19 protein-coding genes are annotated in these 16,960 nt (G+C 62.4%); 11 read left to right on the forward strand and 8 right to left on the reverse strand.

Features of this window, described 5'->3' with window-relative positions:
• Positions 1–109: 109 nt before the first annotated feature.
• The 3 genes from NA8A_RS19360 to NA8A_RS19370 all read left to right on the forward strand — a co-directional run bounded on the left by NA8A_RS19360 (position 110) and on the right by NA8A_RS19370 (position 3,588).
• The gene (locus NA8A_RS19360) at positions 110–1,459 is read left to right on the forward strand and encodes a ferritin-like domain-containing protein (RefSeq protein WP_009452073.1); all 1,350 of its coding nucleotides are present in this window, start codon (positions 110–112) and stop codon (positions 1,457–1,459) included.
• The gene (locus NA8A_RS19365) at positions 1,456–1,863 is read left to right on the forward strand and encodes a Rieske 2Fe-2S domain-containing protein (protein ID WP_009452074.1); all 408 of its coding nucleotides are present in this window, start codon (positions 1,456–1,458) and stop codon (positions 1,861–1,863) included. The genes NA8A_RS19360 and NA8A_RS19365 overlap by 4 nt, the downstream gene beginning before the upstream one ends.
• A gap of 420 nt (positions 1,864–2,283) precedes the next feature.
• A complete protein-coding gene (locus NA8A_RS19370; protein ID WP_009452075.1) occupies positions 2,284–3,588 on the forward strand; it encodes a tyrosine-type recombinase/integrase in 1,305 nt (434 codons plus the stop codon).
• 34 nt (positions 3,589–3,622) lie between these two features.
• Here NA8A_RS19370 and ftsH read toward each other — a convergent pair whose 3' ends face one another.
• The 8 genes from ftsH to NA8A_RS19415 form a co-directional block, all read right to left on the reverse strand.
• The gene (ftsH, locus tag NA8A_RS19375; protein WP_009452076.1) at positions 3,623–5,476 is read right to left on the reverse strand and encodes an ATP-dependent zinc metalloprotease FtsH; all 1,854 of its coding nucleotides are present in this window, start codon (positions 5,474–5,476) and stop codon (positions 3,623–3,625) included.
• A 113-nt stretch (positions 5,477–5,589) separates the two neighbouring features.
• A complete protein-coding gene (locus NA8A_RS19380) occupies positions 5,590–5,949 on the reverse strand; it encodes an SPW repeat protein (RefSeq protein WP_009452077.1) in 360 nt (119 codons plus the stop codon).
• A gap of 32 nt (positions 5,950–5,981) precedes the next feature.
• Positions 5,982–6,278, reverse strand: a complete 297-nt coding sequence (locus NA8A_RS25365; protein WP_202802958.1) for a DNA-directed RNA polymerase subunit omega — start codon at positions 6,276–6,278, stop codon at positions 5,982–5,984.
• Positions 6,279–6,286: 8 nt separating this feature from the next.
• Complete coding sequence (locus NA8A_RS19390) at positions 6,287–7,015, reverse strand: NADH dehydrogenase ubiquinone Fe-S protein 4 (RefSeq protein WP_009452079.1); 729 nt, start codon at positions 7,013–7,015, stop codon at positions 6,287–6,289.
• 68 nt (positions 7,016–7,083) lie between these two features.
• A complete protein-coding gene (locus NA8A_RS19395; protein WP_009452080.1) occupies positions 7,084–7,596 on the reverse strand; it encodes an Hsp20/alpha crystallin family protein in 513 nt (170 codons plus the stop codon).
• 93 nt (positions 7,597–7,689) lie between these two features.
• On the reverse strand, positions 7,690–8,169 hold the full coding sequence (locus NA8A_RS19400) for an Hsp20 family protein (RefSeq protein ID WP_009452081.1): 480 nt from the start codon (positions 8,167–8,169) through the stop codon (positions 7,690–7,692).
• A gap of 439 nt (positions 8,170–8,608) precedes the next feature.
• Positions 8,609–8,887 (reverse strand): usg protein, encoded by a 279-nt coding sequence (locus tag NA8A_RS19410; protein WP_009452083.1) that lies wholly within the window; start codon positions 8,885–8,887, stop codon positions 8,609–8,611.
• A gap of 12 nt (positions 8,888–8,899) precedes the next feature.
• Complete coding sequence (locus tag NA8A_RS19415; RefSeq protein ID WP_009452085.1) at positions 8,900–9,244, reverse strand: hypothetical protein; 345 nt, start codon at positions 9,242–9,244, stop codon at positions 8,900–8,902.
• A 338-nt stretch (positions 9,245–9,582) separates the two neighbouring features.
• On the opposite strand from NA8A_RS19415, the gene NA8A_RS19420 reads away from it, so the two are divergent.
• From NA8A_RS19420 to NA8A_RS19455, 8 genes are all read left to right on the forward strand, one after another.
• Positions 9,583–9,897: a co-chaperone GroES gene (locus tag NA8A_RS19420; RefSeq protein ID WP_009452086.1), complete on the forward strand. Its 315-nt coding sequence runs from the start codon at positions 9,583–9,585 to the stop codon at positions 9,895–9,897.
• A gap of 69 nt (positions 9,898–9,966) precedes the next feature.
• Positions 9,967–11,592 carry a chaperonin GroEL gene (groL, locus tag NA8A_RS19425; RefSeq protein ID WP_009452087.1) on the forward strand — a complete coding sequence of 542 codons (1,626 nt, stop codon included), beginning with the start codon at positions 9,967–9,969 and terminating at the stop codon, positions 11,590–11,592.
• A 71-nt stretch (positions 11,593–11,663) separates the two neighbouring features.
• Positions 11,664–11,888 carry a hypothetical protein gene (locus NA8A_RS19430; protein WP_009452088.1) on the forward strand — a complete coding sequence of 75 codons (225 nt, stop codon included), beginning with the start codon at positions 11,664–11,666 and terminating at the stop codon, positions 11,886–11,888.
• A 134-nt stretch (positions 11,889–12,022) separates the two neighbouring features.
• Complete coding sequence (locus tag NA8A_RS19435; protein ID WP_009452089.1) at positions 12,023–13,393, forward strand: DegQ family serine endoprotease; 1,371 nt, start codon at positions 12,023–12,025, stop codon at positions 13,391–13,393.
• 47 nt (positions 13,394–13,440) lie between these two features.
• A complete protein-coding gene (locus tag NA8A_RS19440; RefSeq protein ID WP_143088100.1) occupies positions 13,441–14,643 on the forward strand; it encodes a COG1470 family protein in 1,203 nt (400 codons plus the stop codon).
• Positions 14,640–15,578 (forward strand): ABC transporter ATP-binding protein, encoded by a 939-nt coding sequence (locus tag NA8A_RS19445; RefSeq protein WP_009452091.1) that lies wholly within the window; start codon positions 14,640–14,642, stop codon positions 15,576–15,578. Before NA8A_RS19440 ends, NA8A_RS19445 begins: the two co-directional genes overlap by 4 nt.
• Entirely contained in the window at positions 15,568–16,521 is a 954-nt protein-coding gene (locus NA8A_RS19450) for an ABC transporter permease (RefSeq protein ID WP_009452092.1), read from the forward strand. Before NA8A_RS19445 ends, NA8A_RS19450 begins: the two co-directional genes overlap by 11 nt.
• The gene (locus NA8A_RS19455) at positions 16,518–16,787 is read left to right on the forward strand and encodes a helix-turn-helix domain-containing protein (RefSeq protein WP_009452093.1); all 270 of its coding nucleotides are present in this window, start codon (positions 16,518–16,520) and stop codon (positions 16,785–16,787) included. Before NA8A_RS19450 ends, NA8A_RS19455 begins: the two co-directional genes overlap by 4 nt.
• Positions 16,788–16,960: the final 173 nt, after the last annotated feature.

Here is a 16,960-nt window from a genome sequence, read left to right on the forward strand (position 1 = left end):
GAAAAGAAAGACCATTTTTTTCAAAGAATGGTCAATCCGAGATCATAACGCAATCCATTTTCTCAAACTTCTTCCTAATCTGGATTGGCAAACTGATTTGGAGAGTGACATGACGACGACTGCGAAGAACTATACGCGGCGCGACCCCGTCGAGCTGCACGATGTGCGTGAAAACGCCCGCAAGCTTGCCATTCTTTATACGGTGGAAGTGGAGATTGCCCGGCTTGCCGGATTGTGGCTGCCGAAAATCCGCGAGATGCCGGAGAAGCTGTGGCTTGGGCGCATGCTCTATGAGGATGCGGAACACGCCATGTGGATCGAGAAGCGGCTCGAAGAGCTGCGCGTACCGCCGGACCTGGTCGCGACTTTTCGCACTCGTACCGCTCCTGCCTTCAAGGCGATGGAGGAGACCGACGACCCGGAATTATTCATGCGCGGACTTCTCCTGTTGGTGAAGCCTGCGCTTCTCGCGGACTACCAGCGCCATATCGAAGCCTGCCCGCCTTATGTGGATGATCCGTCGATCCGCTTTCTGAAGCGCATCGTCGAGGATGAGAAGGAGCATCTCGCCAAGGGGCTTTCGTTGCTTGCTTCCCGGGCCAGCGGACATGCGTTGCCCGCAGGTGCGCTCTGGGATCTTTCGGCACGCTCGGGCGATTTTCTGAAGGGGCAGTTCGTGGGGCAGGAGCCGCGCCCGCAGCCCATGCCGAACTGGCCTCAGGAGGTGGAGCATCTACCGGCGGTCGCGCCGATGCCGCTTTATCCCGGTGATTTCAAGGGCGACATGCAACGCGTCGCGCACGACCTCGTCTTCAGCGAGCTGGAAGCAGCCGAAATCTTTGCGCGGTATGTCTATGAATATCATCAATGCCCCTGGCAGTTTCACTATGAGGCCGCGCGCATCGCCTGGGACGAATGCCGGCACGTTGAGCTCTTGCTCAATGTGCTCGACCGCTATGAGGGGCGCGTCGGGCAGTTTCCAGCCAAGGCACCGGGCTTTGAAGAATTCATGCAGCTGAAATCGCCCGTGGAACGCATGATCATGGTCAGCGTGATCGCGGAAGGCGAGGTCAGTACCGATACGCAGACCCAGCATCGCGATGCGTTCCGCCAGATGGGCGATGAATTCTCCGCGTTGCTCAAGGACTATGAAATGGCCGATGAGGTGAGCCATGGCCAGTTCGGGGAACGATGGGCGCGCAAGTTCTGCGATCAGATGGGGGAAGACTACGATCTTGCCTATGAGAATGCGCATGCAGCGCTTGAGCGTTTCAAGGCGCAACACCCCGAGGCGGAGGGCGAATCGGCAATCCCACTGGTGCGGCTGGGGGCCGACGAAGCCGGAGAGAAACGCACGATCAATGTGACTGCCAAGCGGCTGCTCGGTTATTCCGACGAGCGTATCCGCAAGCTCGTGGCCGAAAGTGGCGGGCGCATGGTCGAGGAAGACACGCTTTGAGCGGGCATGCGAGAGCTGTCTGGGTCGCAGTTGCAGAAAGCGGGGAGGTGGGGCGCCACCTTCTCGCCTGCAATGCCGGCGACCGGCCTTTGGTCTTGTTTCGCAGGGAAAACGGGGACCCTGCCGCACTGGATGACGAATGCTGGCACCGGATGCTGCCGCTGTCGAACGGTCGGCTCGAGGGCGATCAGCTGATCTGCGCTTATCATGGTCTTGCGTTTGACCCTGAGGGGCGGTGTGTGCGGGCCAGGCTTGGGCCGCCGCCAAGAAATGCATGCGTGCAGGCTTATCCCGCTGTTGAAGCGCATGGCATGGTGTGGGTGAGGATAGAAATGACGGAAATGCCCGAAAATGGCGGCTCGATCGGGCTGGGCAGCGTGCGTTCCGCCTTGCCGCCGCAGTGAACCGCATTCGTTTTGGGGAAGTCGGTAAATCGGCTGGCCAACGGCCCCGATAGTCACACGCGGAGACAAGGCGCTAGCCTTGATCCCGGTGCGAAAATTCTAATGTTTGCAGGAAATTTGGAGCGGGCGATGAGATTCGAACTCACGACCCCAACCTTGGCAACCCGTCCGGGCAGTTTTCGCTCCAGCAAGTATTAAACCGCAAAACTACGAAAAACCCCTATACCTCAATAACTTACGTTGACACCCTTTCCGCCGGGCATACGCTTGTTATGCCGTGGATTTCCGTTCTGCTGCTTCCCCCCTGCTTCCCCGGCCATGCTGCACCTGCCCGGGGAAGCAGATTCGGCGGATCGCGCGCGCCTCCTCCGTAGCGATCGACCGAACCGAAGGAAAAGCAGAATTTGAAGGATTGACACAATGCCGAAACTTACAAAGAGACTCGTCGACGCGCTGGAGCGCGATCCCAACCGCGATGTGTTCGTTTGGGATACGGAGGTGCGCGGGTTCGGCGTGCGGACGAAGCCGTCCGGAACGAAGACCTTCATCATCCAGTATCGAAACGAGGAGCGCCGCACGCGCCGGTTAGTGATCGGGCAGTATGGTGTTCTCACGGTGGAGACGGCCCGCGATCTTGCCAAGAAGAAGCTGGCATCGGTGATCGACGGCGCCGATCCCTCGCAGGAACGGCGGGCCGCCCGCGAAGGGATGACGGTGGCCGAGGTCTGCGACTGGTATCTGGAAGAGGCCGAGGCCGGGCGGCTGCTCGGGAGAAACAGGCGTCCCATCAAGCCCTCGTCGGTGGCCGGTGATCGCAGCCGTATCGAGCAGCACATCAAGCCGTTGATCGGAACGCGCGTCGTCGCCCATCTGAAACTGGCCGATATTGAGCGCCTCCAGGCCGACATCGCCGTCGGCAGGTCGGCGCGGGAACGCCGGGCCGGGCGCGGCGGCCAGACGTCGGGCGGCGCGGGCGTGGCCGGGCGCGCTATCAGCACGCTTCGAAGCCTGCTCAATCATGCCCGCCGGCTCGGGATCATCGAACAGAGCCCTGCGAACGGCGTTCGGGTCATCGCCTCAAACAAGCTGAAACGGCGTCTGAGCGCGGGCGAGGTCCGGCACCTTGGCAAAGTCATGAAGCAGATGGAGCGCGAAGGCGAGCATCCGACCGGCCTCGCGGCCATCCGCGTCATGCTGCTGACCGGCTTCAGGCGGATGGAAGTGCTGGCAATGCGCAAGGAGTGGGTAGAGCCGGACAACAATTGCGTAGCCTTCCCCGACACCAAGTCCGGTGCGCAGATGAGGGCGGCCGGTGACGCCGCGATCATGGAACTGATGAGCCAGGGGCAGCGCAGCACGTCGCCCTATGTCTTTCCCGCCGATTGGGGCGACGGTCATTTCATCGGGGTCGTGCGTGTCCTCGACCGGGTGTGCGCCCGAGCCGGTCTGGAGAATGTGACGCCGCATGTGCTGCGCCACACCTTCGCCAGCATAGCGGCCTCGCTGGGGTTTAGCGAACTTACGATCTCGGGCCTGCTCGGGCATGGGCCGAGAGGGGTGACACAACGCTATGTCCACCTCGATGCCGCTCTCATGATCGCTGCCGATCAGGTCGCGGCTGAGATCGCCAGACTACTCGAGGGAGGTGAGGTCTTGTCTATGAAGGAAGCAAAGCGTCTTCGGTATTCGCAAGATGTCAGAGCTGCGATGTTTCGCTGTGTATAACAATGATGCGCAGCTTTGGAACTCTTTCGGCAGCTTATGTCGTAGTTGGTTCGTCCTCATCGGAACATTCAGGACCTTCCGGAATGCCGACAAACTCTCGTATCTCCCGTTCGTCCAACGTCTCGTGCTCAAGCAGGCGGCGGGCGGTCCGCTCAAGCAACTCTCGGCGTCCCGCGAGCAGGTCCACGGTCCGGTTAAAGTTATCGTCGACGATCCGGCGCACCTCCTCGTCGACGGTTGCCGCCGTCTCGTCGGAATAGCCGCGCTCCTGCGGCCCGTACCAGGACTGGTCGGTGGCGAGGAAGGAGCGCCTGTCCTTCTCCAGCGCGACATGGCCGAGCTTCTCCGACATGCCGTAGCGGGTGACGATGGCGCGGGCGATGTCGGTGACCTTGGCAAGGTCGTCCGCCGCGCCGGTGGAAAGATGTCCGAACACGATCTTCTCGGCTGCGCGACCGCCGAGAAGGACTGCCATCTTGTTCTCCAACTCTTCGCGCGTCATCAGGAAACGGTCTTCGGTGGGGCGCTGTATCGTATAGCCTAGCGCGCCGATGCCGCGCGGAATGATCGAGACTTTGTGGACCGGATCGACGCCGGGCAGCGCCATGGCCACCAGCGCATGCCCCATCTCGTGATAGGCGACGATCTCGCGTTCCTTCGGATTAAGCAGCCGGTTCCGCTTCTCAAGGCCGGCGACGATACGCTCGACGGCGTTGTTGAAATCCTCCATCGTCACGGCATCCGCCTTACGGCGGGTGGCAAGCAGCGTGGCTTCGTTGACAAGATTGGCGAGGTCGGCTCCCGTGAAGCCGGGGGTTAGCGCCGCGATTTTTTCCGGTTCGGCGTCCGGCGCAAGCTTCGCCTTCTTCAAGTGCACGTTCAGGATTTGCACGCGGCCGTGTTTGTCCGGCCGGTCGACGAGAACCTGCCGGTCGAAACGACCCGCGCGCAGCAAAGCCGGGTCTAGGATTTCTGGGCGGTTGGTTGCTGCGAGCAGAACAAGGCCCGTGGATGAATCAAAGCCGTCCAACTCGACAAGAAGCTGGTTCAGCGTCTGCTCCTTTTCGTCATGCCCGCCTGCCATCGGGCCGATGCCGCGTGCGCGGCCGAGCGCATCGAGCTCGTCAATGAAGATGATGGCGGGCGCCTTGGCACGTGCCTGCTCGAAGAGATCGCGCACACGCGCGGCGCCGACGCCGACGAACATCTCGACGAATTCCGAACCCGAGATAGAGAAGAACGGCACGCCCGCTTCGCCGGCGACGGCTTTTGCAAGCAGTGTCTTGCCGGTGCCGGGCGGACCGACGAGCAGAATGCCCTTCGGCATACGCCCCCCTAGCCGTCCATAGCCGTCCGGGTCTTTGAGGAAGTCGACAATCTCCTTGAGTTCGTCCTTGGCCTCGTCGACGCCGGCGACGTCTTTGAAGGTTACGCCGGTGTCGGACTGGACATAGACCTTGGCCTTGGATTTGCCGATCTGCATGAGACCACCCCCCAATCCTCCGGCACCCATCCTCCGGAGCATGAACATCCAGACGCCGACGAACAGCGCGACCGGGACGATCCACGACAGAAGATCGCGCAGGAATGTACTCTCGATCTGCCCGGTGACGACGACATCCCGCTCCAGGAGCTGACGCGCCAGATCCGGCTCTACTCGCGTGGTGATGAACATTTGGCGGCCGTCGACCGGCTCCTTAAATGTTCCCTGGATGAAGCGGTCCGATACCGCCACTTCCGCAATCACGCCCTCGTCGAGATAGGTCTCAAACTGACTGTAGGGAATCTGCACGACCTGCGTGACGGTCGTGAACACATACTGGAAGAGCATGAAGATGAAAAGCGCTGCAATCCAGTAGCCGATATTGAACTGGGTCTTCTTGTTCATCTCCGTGACAATCCCCTCGAAAGAACGGCGATTGTTTGACTGATGCCTACGGCCGGTGGCTTCCCTGCAGGCGGAGAATACTGGCCCGGCACGAAGCCGGGCCAGTGAATGGCTCAAGCGGTCGAATATGGCCGCCCCGGCGTCGACCAAAGACTGCTGGCGGCAACGAACGCGATCACCAGACCCGCCACGACATGCGCAATAGTCGCTGCGTCGAGGTGTGCAAAGCTCAGCAACCACGGGGCAATGATCGCCCACAGGCCGAGCCCAAGATTTGTCCATTCTTCGAGCTCATAGAACGCAACCAGCGCGATGCTGGCGATGATCGCGACGGCTGCGCCAACAATCCAGGCGTTCCAGGCCGCATACGGCTCAGCCGTATAGCCGAGATACCACGGACTAAGCGCAAGACCCAGGCCGACGATGATGTTGATGACATCGAAAGCCGACCGATTTTCGAAGTACTTCAGCATCCTATCCTCCTTATTGTCCGGTTTGTTGCTCGTCAGTGGATCGTCCCGGCGTGATCCGGGACGTCAGAATGACCGATGCGAAGCCGATCCCTGCCGGGATCAATCCGCAGCGGTCGCCGCTGCCCGACACGGAAGGGCGCAAGTTCCTCATCCGTGAAGGCGCCGGCGGCGATCTCGTGAAGTGCGAGGTCCTGTGCCGGCAGGTCTCTCCTGTCGATTCGAGGCTCCTTTCCGGCTTTCAGTGCGCGGCTGCGCATGGCGGCAGCCAGCGTCAGCGCAAATCTGTCAGGCAGGACCTGCTGGCTATCGAAAACAACAAAAGGGTCCATGATCCACCTCATGCCGCTTCTTTCCGCGACTGGTTCTCCGACACGTCGCGCTCGAGAGCGAGCAGGGCCTGCTCCACTTCGTCGAGCCTGGAGGGCCGTCCGTTTTCGGGCATGCCTTCGTTGGTCGCCTGATCGATCAGGTATTCGGTGTAGGCCCAGTTCATGAGAATCGAGCGTTTCGCGTCCAGCGACAAAGTACGATCGCTGACTATTTTCATAGGCGCAGCCCAGTTCGCGGATCCGTCGGGATCGTTGCGGTTGGCGGCACCGATCATGGCGCGGCCATAAGTTTCCGAAAGCCGCGACAGGCCCAGCCGATCCAGTGTCGAATCCGAGAACGTGCGGCTTGCCCGCCTGTCATCGTCCGTCTCGTTTTTCCTGTCCTGCTCCATTGTCTGAACCCTGTATTGAAGACCCTGACGTTCGGCATAGCGAACAGCCTGGTCGAGTGTCGGGAAGCACAACTCGACCTGCTGCAAGGTATCCTTGCTTCCGGTGTAGCCCATCAGCGGCTCTATGAAGGACGCGCTGCGGGCCTCGAACACCAGCTTCCAGCCGTTCCGCGCAGGCGCCGATGTGGTTGCGGAGCGCGATGGCCTGAAAATACGCGCGACCGCGTCGTCGGGAAATACAGACCGCCCCATGCCCAGCGGCGTCCGCCGGTTGTCGTTGGCTCTTGTGTGGCGACGATGAGCATTTGTGTTGCCGCCGGGCTTGTCGTTGACTTCCATCTCCATAGTCATGCCTCCATCCGTTGGCGACGGACCTGACCGGCGGCGGGAGCCGCCGGTCAGGTTGCCGTGCGTCAGCTGTTGATGGCGATACGCCTGACCTGCGACTGCGCCTTCTCGGTCTTGGGAAGGACGAGGTTGAGCACGCCATTCTTGAACCTAGCGTCGATCTTGTCCTCGACGATTTCCGTGCCGACCGGAATGCGACGCTCGAAGCGACCGTAGATCCGTTCGGAGAACTGCTTCTCCTTGTCTTCGGTTTCGGAGCGCTTCTCGCCGCGCAGCGTCAGCACGCCATCATCAAGCAGGACTTCGATGTCCTTTTCCTCGAGACCGGGCACCTCGGCGGTTATGCGGATCTCCTTGTCGGTCTCGGAGATTTCAACGCTCGGCCATCCTGCTCCGAATCCGGACAGAGCGCCAAGAGCCGGCAGGTTTCGGTCAAAGGAACGAAAGACATCATCGAACAGCCGGTTCACTTCGCGATGCAGCGACAGGAACGGGTTACGCTCGTCCTCACGATAGACGGTGGGAGCCTGGCTGGTGCTCGTGTTGCGGCCCCATGGAATAAGGTCACGTACGTTCATGGTCATTCTCCTTTCTGTTCTCGATTGTGCACAGCTTTGCCGTTGGCGCCGGGCGGATGCCCGGCGCCTCGTGATCGCTTGTTGATCGTCGAATCAGGCTGCGATCTTCTCGGCGGTGTGCGTGTTGGCTTCGATCCGCGCCGGTGTGGCTTCGCTGGTGATCTCGATCCGGCGCGGCTTCATCTCTTCGGGGATTTCGCGCTTGAGTTCGATGGTCAGCAGCCCATTGACCAAGCTCGCGTTCTCAACCCGCACATGGTCGGCCAACTGGAAGCGGCGCTGGAACGAACGCCCGGCAATGCCGCGGTGGAGATACTCGACATTGTCGTCACCCGACTTCTGGCCGGCGACGATCAGCAGGTTCTGCTCCTGCGTAATCGTCAACTCGTCCTGGCTGAAGCCGGCCACCGCCATGGTGATGCGGTAGTCGTCCTCGCCAAGCCGGGCGATGTCATAGGGAGGCCAGTTGTCGATGCTCTCTACGCGGTTTGCGGCTTCGAGCGCGTGCAGCATTCGGTCGAAGCCAACGCTCGACCGGAACAGGGGAGTAAAATCGAAAGTCGTGGTTCTCATAGCCACATCCTCCTTGAAGCAACATGGGTACAAGATGGTCCGGTTCACCCGGGCGCCACCCCTTTTTTGGCAGCGGCGCAGGATCGATCTGGTTGCGCGGTTTTTCGGTTTCAAGAGGTTGGCAAGGAAAAAATTCCCTGCTCGATTTCAATGGGTTCAGGGTTGGGAGCCCAGCCTGACTTTTTTCTTTCGATCTCGGAAGACATGCGGGAAAGACCTATGGTGGATCATTTCCGTTCCGGGCCCGGTCGATCACGATCTGGCGGCGAGCCTGATCGCCACCGGGCCGGCATCGAGGATTTACGGGAAGCCTGGTAACTGGTTGAAAAATGACAAAGCCCTGATCGGCGCGGGACGCCCCTGCCGGATACGAGCACTCCTGCGTTGATCTATCTATTCGGACCGCAGGATCAGCCTGACTGTGGCCGGCCTCCGTCGATCAGTGAATGGATATGATCCCATCGACCGCCTTCCACTCGGAAGGCTGGATTAACCGATGGTGGGCGATGCTCACCGAGTGCAGCGCGCCCTCCAACGTCTCGGTCCAGTAGTCAAGAAAGCCCCTCAATTCAGGAAACCCAGGCGCCAGATCGTAGTCCTGCCAGACATAGACCTGCAGCAAGCTCGGGTGATCCGGCAAGTGATAGTGGATCTCTGCCGTGGTCAGGCCGTAGCCATCCATCTGCATGCGAAATTCGCGACTGACGATTGCTGCCATTGCTTACTCCTTCTATGCGTCCAGCCTTTCCCTTTCGCCCGCCGAATGCCGGACAACTCGCTCGCGATCGCTCGCATCCCGGTCGAGCCGGCGCAGCGCATCCATGATGTCGTCGAAGGCCACCGGCTTCTGCGCGCCCGGCGGCTGACGCAAGGCAGGCATCGAATCCACCGCACAGGCATCTGACGCCCATGACGACAGGATGGCGCGCTTCTCGCCTCGGTCGAGCGTGGCGTCACGCAGTACGTCGTCGGGATGCCGGTAGTGGCGGGCCGGCGAGAGCAGCCGGTCGAGCGCGATGTCGTCGGCCTGCGGCGCGAGCGAGGGAATGATCGTCGAAAAAGCGGTTCGGCCCATCGTATTCCTCCTTCCGTTGTTGCCGTTCCGGAACCCCATGTCGATCAAGTTTCGACCCCTTAAATCCGAGGCGACGATCGTGAGATTTTGTTCGATCGGTAGGAAAATTCAAGTCCTGTCGCGACCAAGTGGGCGCGACTTTAGCTCATGATTCCATGGCACTAGCAGCTGGTTCCGGCGAGTGCCAAAATTTTTGCCTTTCCCTCTTGAAATCGAAAAACGCCAAAACCAGATCGCTATGCGCGCGACGCCGACAAGGGTTGCGCGGCCCCGCTCTGGTCCTCCCGGATCGGCGCGGAGGGATCTCTCAAAATCTGTTTGTCCTTGAGGAGAACGATATGACGTTCCGTCCATTACATGACCGTATCCTGGTTCGCCGCATCGAAGCCGACGAGAAAACCGCGGGTGGTATCATCATCCCCGACACCGCCAAGGAAAAGCCGAGCGAAGGCGAAGTCATCGCCGTTGGCCCGGGTGCGCGCGACGATGCGGGCAAGATCATTGAACTCGACGTCAAGGTCGGCGACCGCATCCTGTTCGGCAAGTGGTCCGGCACCGAGATCCGGCTCAACGGCGAAGACCTGCTCATCATGAAGGAAAGCGACGTGATGGGCGTCATCGAACAGCCCGCCACGCTGAAGAAGGCCGCCTGACGGATTCGTCGACCATTAACCAGTCCCACCAACCAGTCAACGAAAGCTGCCTATTGAAGGAGTGATCCAATGGCTGCCAAGGAAGTCAAGTTCAACACCGAAGCCCGCGAGAAGATGCTGCGCGGCGTCGATATTCTCGCCAACGCCGTCAAGGTGACGCTGGGTCCCAAGGGCCGCAACGTTGTCATCGACAAGTCGTTCGGCGCGCCGCGCATCACCAAGGATGGCGTTTCGGTCGCCAAGGAGATCGAGCTTGAGGACAAGTTCGAGAACATGGGCGCCCAGATGGTGCGCGAGGTCGCCTCGAAGACCAATGATCTCGCCGGCGACGGCACCACGACCGCGACCGTCCTCGCCCAAGCCATCGTCAAGGAAGGCGCGAAGGCGGTGGCGTCGGGCATGAACCCGATGGACCTGAAGCGCGGCATCGACAAGGCGGTCGACGCCGTGGTGGCCGAGCTTAAGGCCAACGCGCGCAATATCTCGAAGAACGACGAGATCGCGCAGGTTGGCACCATCTCGGCCAATGGCGATGCCGAGATCGGCCGCTTCCTCGCCGAAGCCATGCAAAAGGTCGGAAACGAGGGCGTCATCACCGTCGAGGAGGCCAAGACCGCCGAGACCGAGTTGGAAGTGGTCGAAGGCATGCAGTTCGACCGCGGTTATCTCAGCCCCTACTTCATCACCAATCAGGACAAGATGCGGGTCGAGTTCGAGGACCCCTATGTCCTGATCCATGAAAAGAAGCTCTCCAACCTTCAGGCCATGCTTCCCGTGCTCGAAGCGGTCGTCCAGTCCGGCAAGCCGCTTGTCATCATCGCCGAGGACGTCGAGGGTGAGGCTCTGGCCACGCTCGTCGTCAACCGTCTGCGGGGTGGTTTGAAGGTCGCGGCTGTCAAAGCACCGGGCTTCGGCGACCGCCGCAAGGCCATGCTGGAGGACATCGCCATCCTAACCGGCGGCACCGCGATCAGCGAGGATCTCGGCATCAAGCTGGAGAACGTCACGCTTGAGATGCTCGGCCGGGCCAAGAAGGTCGTCATCGAGAAGGAGAACACCACCATCGTCGATGGCGCCGGTTCAAAGGCCGAGATCGAGGGCCGCGTGAAGCAGATCAAGACCCAGATCGAAGAGACCACTTCCGACTACGACCGCGAGAAGCTTCAGGAGCGTCTCGCCAAGCTCGCCGGCGGCGTGGCCGTCATCCGCGTCGGCGGCGCGACCGAGGTCGAGGTCAAGGAGAAGAAGGACCGCGTCGACGACGCGTTGCATGCCACCCGCGCGGCGGTCGAGGAAGGCATTCTGCCCGGTGGCGGCGTGGCGCTGCTGCGGGCGCAGAAGGCGCTGGACAACGTTCAGGTGGACAACACCGACCAGAAGCACGGAGTCGAGATCGTGCGCCGGGCCATTGAGGCGCCCGTGCGCCAGATCGCCGAGAACGCGGGCGCGGAAGGTTCGATCATCGTCGGCAAGCTGCGCGAAAAGACCGACTTCGCATTCGGCTGGAACGCCCAGACCGACGAATATGGCGACCTGTTCGCGCAGGGCGTGATCGATCCTGCCAAGGTGGTACGCACTGCCTTGCAAGATGCGGCGTCCGTCGCCGGCCTGCTGGTGACCACCGAGGCGATGATCGCGGAGAAGCCGAAGAAGGAAACGGCCCCGGCGATGCCCGCCGGCGGCATGGACTTCTGAGGATCTGGCGCTGAAAGTGACCGCTCCCGTATCAGGAGCGGTCAGGAGCAAAGCATAGATCGGAGACTGACATGAGCCTCATGCCAGACTTTGACCATGTACCTGTGCCGCATCATCCGCCGTCCGAGTTCCTGTCGCACGATGCGGAGGCGCGCACGGCATTGGCCCCGCTGATCGAAACCCTGCTCGACAGGCTCGTGATGGCTGGATGGGATCGGCGCACGGCGGCCTCCGCGCTGATGTTCCAGGCGGCGGCGCAGGTGTCGGCCCTCTCGCGAGACGGCCGGCCACAATGATCCAGGAACCTCGCCTCCGGGCGGGGTTCATTTCCAATCGAACCAGACGCGCGAAGGACCGGCGGCGGAAGATCTCTTCCGGCACGACGGGATCGTCGCATCCAACACGAAGGAAAAATATCGGGAGATCGACAATGTTCATCGGCCTGCCTCGCGCCCCGCAGATTGTCGCCATCCTTGTCACGTGCCTTGCATTGTCATTTTCCGGTGGCGCCGTGCAGCCCGCTGCCGCACAGGATGTGGCATCCGGCGGGCATGTCGAGCGTTCATTGCCTGACGTGCTGGAGGAGATCACACCCGCGGTGGTCAACATCGCGGTCACCTCCCGCGCACCTGCCGAAACCAACCCGCTCTTCAACGATCCCTATTTCCGCCGCTTCTTCGACCTGCCGCAGATGCCACAGCAAAGGCCCCGCATGAGCGCTGGGTCCGGCGTCATCGTCGACGCGGACAAGGGTTACATTCTCACCAACCACCATGTCGTCGACGGCGCGAGCGAGATCGCCGTCACGCTGAAGGATCGCCGCCGCTTCACTGCCGAACTGGTCGGCAGCGACAAGGCGACCGACATCGCTTTGCTCAGGGTCGATGCGTCCAACCTGACCGCCCTGCGGCTGGGCGATCCGTCGCGTCTGCGCGTCGGCGACAGCGTGGTCGCCATCGGCAATCCGTTCGGGCTCGGCCAGACCGTTACCTCCGGCATCGTCAGCGCGCTGAGCCGTAGTGGGCTGAACGTCGAAGGCTATGAAGACTTCATCCAGACCGACGCTTCCATCAATCCCGGCAATTCGGGCGGCGCGCTGGTGACGGCGGACGGCCAGCTTGTCGGCATCAACACCGCGATCATCGCGCCGGCCGGCGGCAATGTCGGCATCGGCTTCGCCGTTCCCATCGACATGGCATCGGCGGTGATGACGCAGCTAATTGAGCATGGCGAGGTCCGGCGCGGACGCATCGGCGTCTCGATCCAGGACCTGACCCCCGACCTTGCCGAGGCTCTGGGCATCGATGCCAGTTTTGGCGCGGTCGTCGCCAGCGTCGAGGATCGCTCGCCCGCAGCACAGGCCGGCATTCAGGCCGGTGACATCATCATTGCCGCCGACGGGCGCGAGATCTCGGGTTCGGCCGATTTGCGCAACCGCATCGGCCTGTCGCCTGCGGGCTCGAGGGTGGAGATCGCCTATCTGCGCGATGGCGCCCGGCGGACGGCGACTCTGACCGTGAATGGCGAATCGAGTCCCTCGCGCGCCTCTGCGAGAGCCATGCCCGACCGTCTGGCTGGTGCAGATTTCCAGGATGCGTCCGGCAACGTGCTGGTCGCCAACGTGGCTCCGGGCAGTCCTGCCGCACAGGCCGGTCTGCGCACCGGCGACGTCATCGTCGCCGTCAACCGCCGGCCAGTCGGGACCGTGGCCGAACTGACGCGGCTGCTCGGCGAAACGCGCGGCACCATCGCGCTCGATCTCTTCCGGGGAGGGGCGCGGCTCCTGCTCGTCGTTCGTTAGGACGCGCCTTCCGCTTTGCTGACTGTTCGTTGTGAATACGGGAGAACATGATGAGGACATTCACCACAACATTGATGGCAGCCGCGCTCGGCGCAATGCTGATGGCGCCGCTGCCGCTTGGCGCACAGGAAACCACTGCGGCGCAGCAATCCGCCGAACTCAGCGGCTTCTGGCTGACGACGTCCTGGCCAGAGATGACCATCAAGCCGGGCGAAACGCAGTCGGTTTCGCTGTCGCTGCGCAATGAAAAGCTGCCGCCCCAGCGCGCCACGATCGAAGTGTCGGGCGTGCCGGAAGGCTGGGCGTGGTCGCTGAAAGGCGGCGGCCGGGAGGTGACGGCAGCGATCGTCTCGCCGGATTCGACCGAGCGACTGACGCTCGAACTCACCCCTCCGGAAGACGCTTTCACCGACGGCGAACACGCCATCGAGGTCCGCGCCCGCACCGCAGCAGAGACGGTGACCCTGCCGCTTGTGGTGCGCCTGTCGGAAACCGAGGAGGCCGCCTCCGGCCTTTCGCTTGAGCCGGAATTGCCTGCGTTACGCGGCACCGCGCGCTCGACCTTCTCCTTCAAGATCAAGGTGAAGAACGAAGGCGCGGAAGACGGGCTGTTCAATCTGACAGCCAGCGTGCCGGCCGGCTTCCAGACACGCTTCAAGAAGGGTTATGGCTCGGAAGAGATCACCGGCCTGCCCATCGCCGCCGGCGCGATCGAGACGGTCACGATGGAGGTGATCCCATCGCGTGGGGTCGCAGCCGGGCGCTATGAAGCCGGGTTCGAGGTTTCCGGCGAAGGGCTTTCCGGAACCACGCAGCTCAGCCTCGACGTAACGGGCGAACCGCAGGTCGCCATCGTCGGCCCGCAGGAGCGCCTGTCTGGCGAGGCGGTGGCCGGCAGAGAGTCGAGCTTCACCTTCACCCTCGTCAACACCGGAACTGCTCCCGCGACCGATCTGGAGCTTTCCGCCACGCCGCCCTCCGGCTGGACCGTCGCGTTCGAGCCGCGGGACGTTGCCCAGATCGCGCCGAACTCCACCGGCGAGGTCAATGTAAAAATCACCCCATCCGAACAGGCGATCGCCGGCGATTACATGGTGTCGGTGCGGGCCTCCAACGACACCGTCTCCGAAAACGTGCAGTTCCGCGTCACGGTCAGGACCTCGACGATGTGGGGCGCTGCAGGGCTTGGCGTGATCGCCGTCGCCGCGCTGGTGCTGGGCGGCGCAGTAATGAGGTACGGGCGGCGATGAGCACGGTCGTTCTCGAAGCGAAGGGCCTCGCCAAGCGCTATGGCGACGCGGTGGCCGTGGCCGGCATCGACCTCTCCGTCAACCAGGGTGAGGTGATCGGCCTGCTCGGTCCCAACGGCGCGGGCAAGACCACGACGATCCTGATGCTGCTCGGCCTCACGGAAGCGAGCGAGGGAAGCGTCAGTATCCTGGGCAAGGACCCGCTGCGCCGGCCGCTGGAGGTCAAGCGCGAGGTCGGCTACCTGCCGGACTCGGTCGGCTTCTACGACACGATGACCGGCAGGGAGAACCTCGCCTATACGGCGAAGCTCGCTGGCATGTCGCGCGAACTGGCGAAGGAGCGCATCGCGGCAGCACTCGAGAAGGTGCGGCTCAGCGCCCCCGCCGACCGTCCGGTCGCCACCTATTCGCGGGGCATGCGCCAACGCCTCGGCATTGCCGAACTGCTGATGCGCGACTGCAGGATAGCGATCCTCGACGAGCCGACCTCGGGCCTCGATCCGCAATCGACGCAGGAGCTGCTCGACCTCATTCTCGATCTGTCGCGCGGCGGCATGACTATTCTGCTGTCCTCGCACATGCTCGACGTGGTGCAGTCGATCTGCAGCCGCGTGGCGCTGTTCAATAAGGGCCGCATCGGCTTCTTCGGCACGATCGAGGAACTGGCCGCGAGGATCGGGCGCGGTTCCTTCGTCATCGATGTTGAGGCGGATGGGATCGACCTCGGCCAACTCGCGGGCAAGACCGACGGCGTGACATCGGTTGCATCCGCCTCCCACGGCCTCTGGCAGGTCGAGGCGACGCGCGATGTGCGGTCCGATCTCGCAAAACTCGTGGTCGAGGCCGGCGGCAGGCTGAAGAACCTCGACCTGCGCCGCGCCCGCCTCGACGAAGCCTACAACCGTTACTTCAGGGAGGTTGCCAATGCAGCGTGAAGGATCTCCGTTCAGGGGTGTGGGCACGGTGGCGCTCAAGGAAGCGGCCGACCACATGACGAGCGCCCGAATGCATCTCATCATGCTGCTGGTTCTGCTCACGGCCATCGGAGCGGTCTACGGCGCCATCGACCGCATCCGCGACACGACGGCGCAAGACGCCTATCTGTTCCTCAAGCTGTTCACGGTGGCGCGCGAGCCGTTGCCGTCTTTCGCTGCATTTCTCGGCTTCCTGCTGCCGCTGGTGGCTATCGCGCTCGGATTTGATGCCATCAACGGCGAGTTCAACCGGCGCACCATGAGCCGGCTGCTTGCCCAGCCGATCTATCGCGACGCCGTGCTGTTCGGAAAATTCCTCGGCGGCCTGCTGGTCATCGCCATCGCCCTCCTGACACTGTGGCTGATGATGGTCGGGCTTGGCATGCTCTTCCTCGGCCTGCCGCCTTCCGGCGCGGATATCGTGCGCGGCGTGTTCTGGCTTGCCGCGACGCTCGCCTATGCCGGCGTCTGGCTCGCGCTCGCAATCGCATTCTCGACCGTAATCCGCTCGCCCGCCACCTCGGCATTGGCCGCGCTCTCCGTCTGGCTAGTGCTCACCGTGTTCTGGGGCATGATCGCGCCGCTGGTCGCGGGGATCGTCGCGCCGATCGACCCGTTCGATCCGATGAGCGTGCTCAACCGCTTCGAGTGGCAGCAGGCGATCGCCCGCATCTCCCCGCAGACGCTCTATGGCGAGGTCACGGGGCTGTTACTGGACCCTGCCGCGCGCTCCGTCGGGCCGCTGTTCATGCACCAGATGCAGGGCGCGGTGATCGGCGCGCCGCTGCCGACCATGCAGAGCCTGCTGATCGTCTGGCCGCAAATCTCCGGGCTGATCGCCGCCATGCTGGTCCTGTTCACGCTTGCCTATGTCGTGTTCCAGCGGCAGGAGGTGCGGGCATGATCGCCGCGCGCTTGCGCCAATGCCTCGCCATCCTCCGCTGGACTCAAGCCGACCTTGCGGAGGAGTTGGGCGTTCCCGTCGAGCAGGCTGGCGAATGGCTGACGGGACGAACCCATGTGCCCGTCGCCGTCGCCGCGTGGCTTGAGGCGCTAGTCAAGGCCCATCGCAGCGTGCCGAAGCCCGACATTCTTGAAAGCAAGGCAATATTAGGCCATCTGGCGTCGGCCATGGATTCATCGCAGCACAGTCCAGGTATTTTGCAATGACGTCAGACATCGAGGAAGCCGAGACCAGATCGTTCGAGGCGGATGTCGCCCGTCTCCTGCACATAATAGTGCATTCGGTCTATTCCAACCGCGATGTGTTCCTGCGTGAGTTGACCTCGAATGGTGCCGTTGATGTTCAGTTAGGATGCGGTGACGGCGATACGGACTGGGGC

Source organism: Nitratireductor indicus C115, from assembly GCF_000300515.1.
Classification (GTDB): Bacteria; Pseudomonadota; Alphaproteobacteria; order Rhizobiales; family Rhizobiaceae; genus Nitratireductor; species Nitratireductor indicus.

What these genes read in the sequence shown, in the direction of transcription:
- NA8A_RS19360 (WP_009452073.1), top strand. Translation starts at nt 110, where the DNA reads ATGACGACGACTGCGAAGAACTATACGCGGCGCGACCCCGTCGAGCTG.
- NA8A_RS19370 (WP_009452075.1), top strand. Translation starts at nt 2,284, where the DNA reads ATGCCGAAACTTACAAAGAGACTCGTCGACGCGCTGGAGCGCGATCCC.
- ftsH (WP_009452076.1), bottom strand. Translation starts at nt 5,476, where the DNA reads ATGAACAAGAAGACCCAGTTCAATATCGGCTACTGGATTGCAGCGCTT.
- NA8A_RS19380 (WP_009452077.1), bottom strand. Translation starts at nt 5,949, where the DNA reads ATGCTGAAGTACTTCGAAAATCGGTCGGCTTTCGATGTCATCAACATC.
- NA8A_RS25365 (WP_202802958.1), bottom strand. Translation starts at nt 6,278, where the DNA reads ATGGACCCTTTTGTTGTTTTCGATAGCCAGCAGGTCCTGCCTGACAGA.
- NA8A_RS19390 (WP_009452079.1), bottom strand. Translation starts at nt 7,015, where the DNA reads ATGGAGATGGAAGTCAACGACAAGCCCGGCGGCAACACAAATGCTCAT.
- NA8A_RS19395 (WP_009452080.1), bottom strand. Translation starts at nt 7,596, where the DNA reads ATGAACGTACGTGACCTTATTCCATGGGGCCGCAACACGAGCACCAGC.
- NA8A_RS19400 (WP_009452081.1), bottom strand. Translation starts at nt 8,169, where the DNA reads ATGAGAACCACGACTTTCGATTTTACTCCCCTGTTCCGGTCGAGCGTT.
- NA8A_RS19410 (WP_009452083.1), bottom strand. Translation starts at nt 8,887, where the DNA reads ATGGCAGCAATCGTCAGTCGCGAATTTCGCATGCAGATGGATGGCTAC.
- NA8A_RS19415 (WP_009452085.1), bottom strand. Translation starts at nt 9,244, where the DNA reads ATGGGCCGAACCGCTTTTTCGACGATCATTCCCTCGCTCGCGCCGCAG.
- NA8A_RS19420 (WP_009452086.1), top strand. Translation starts at nt 9,583, where the DNA reads ATGACGTTCCGTCCATTACATGACCGTATCCTGGTTCGCCGCATCGAA.
- groL (WP_009452087.1), top strand. Translation starts at nt 9,967, where the DNA reads ATGGCTGCCAAGGAAGTCAAGTTCAACACCGAAGCCCGCGAGAAGATG.
- NA8A_RS19430 (WP_009452088.1), top strand. Translation starts at nt 11,664, where the DNA reads ATGAGCCTCATGCCAGACTTTGACCATGTACCTGTGCCGCATCATCCG.
- NA8A_RS19435 (WP_009452089.1), top strand. Translation starts at nt 12,023, where the DNA reads ATGTTCATCGGCCTGCCTCGCGCCCCGCAGATTGTCGCCATCCTTGTC.
- NA8A_RS19440 (WP_143088100.1), top strand. Translation starts at nt 13,441, where the DNA reads ATGATGAGGACATTCACCACAACATTGATGGCAGCCGCGCTCGGCGCA.
- NA8A_RS19445 (WP_009452091.1), top strand. Translation starts at nt 14,640, where the DNA reads ATGAGCACGGTCGTTCTCGAAGCGAAGGGCCTCGCCAAGCGCTATGGC.
- NA8A_RS19450 (WP_009452092.1), top strand. Translation starts at nt 15,568, where the DNA reads ATGCAGCGTGAAGGATCTCCGTTCAGGGGTGTGGGCACGGTGGCGCTC.
- NA8A_RS19455 (WP_009452093.1), top strand. Translation starts at nt 16,518, where the DNA reads ATGATCGCCGCGCGCTTGCGCCAATGCCTCGCCATCCTCCGCTGGACT.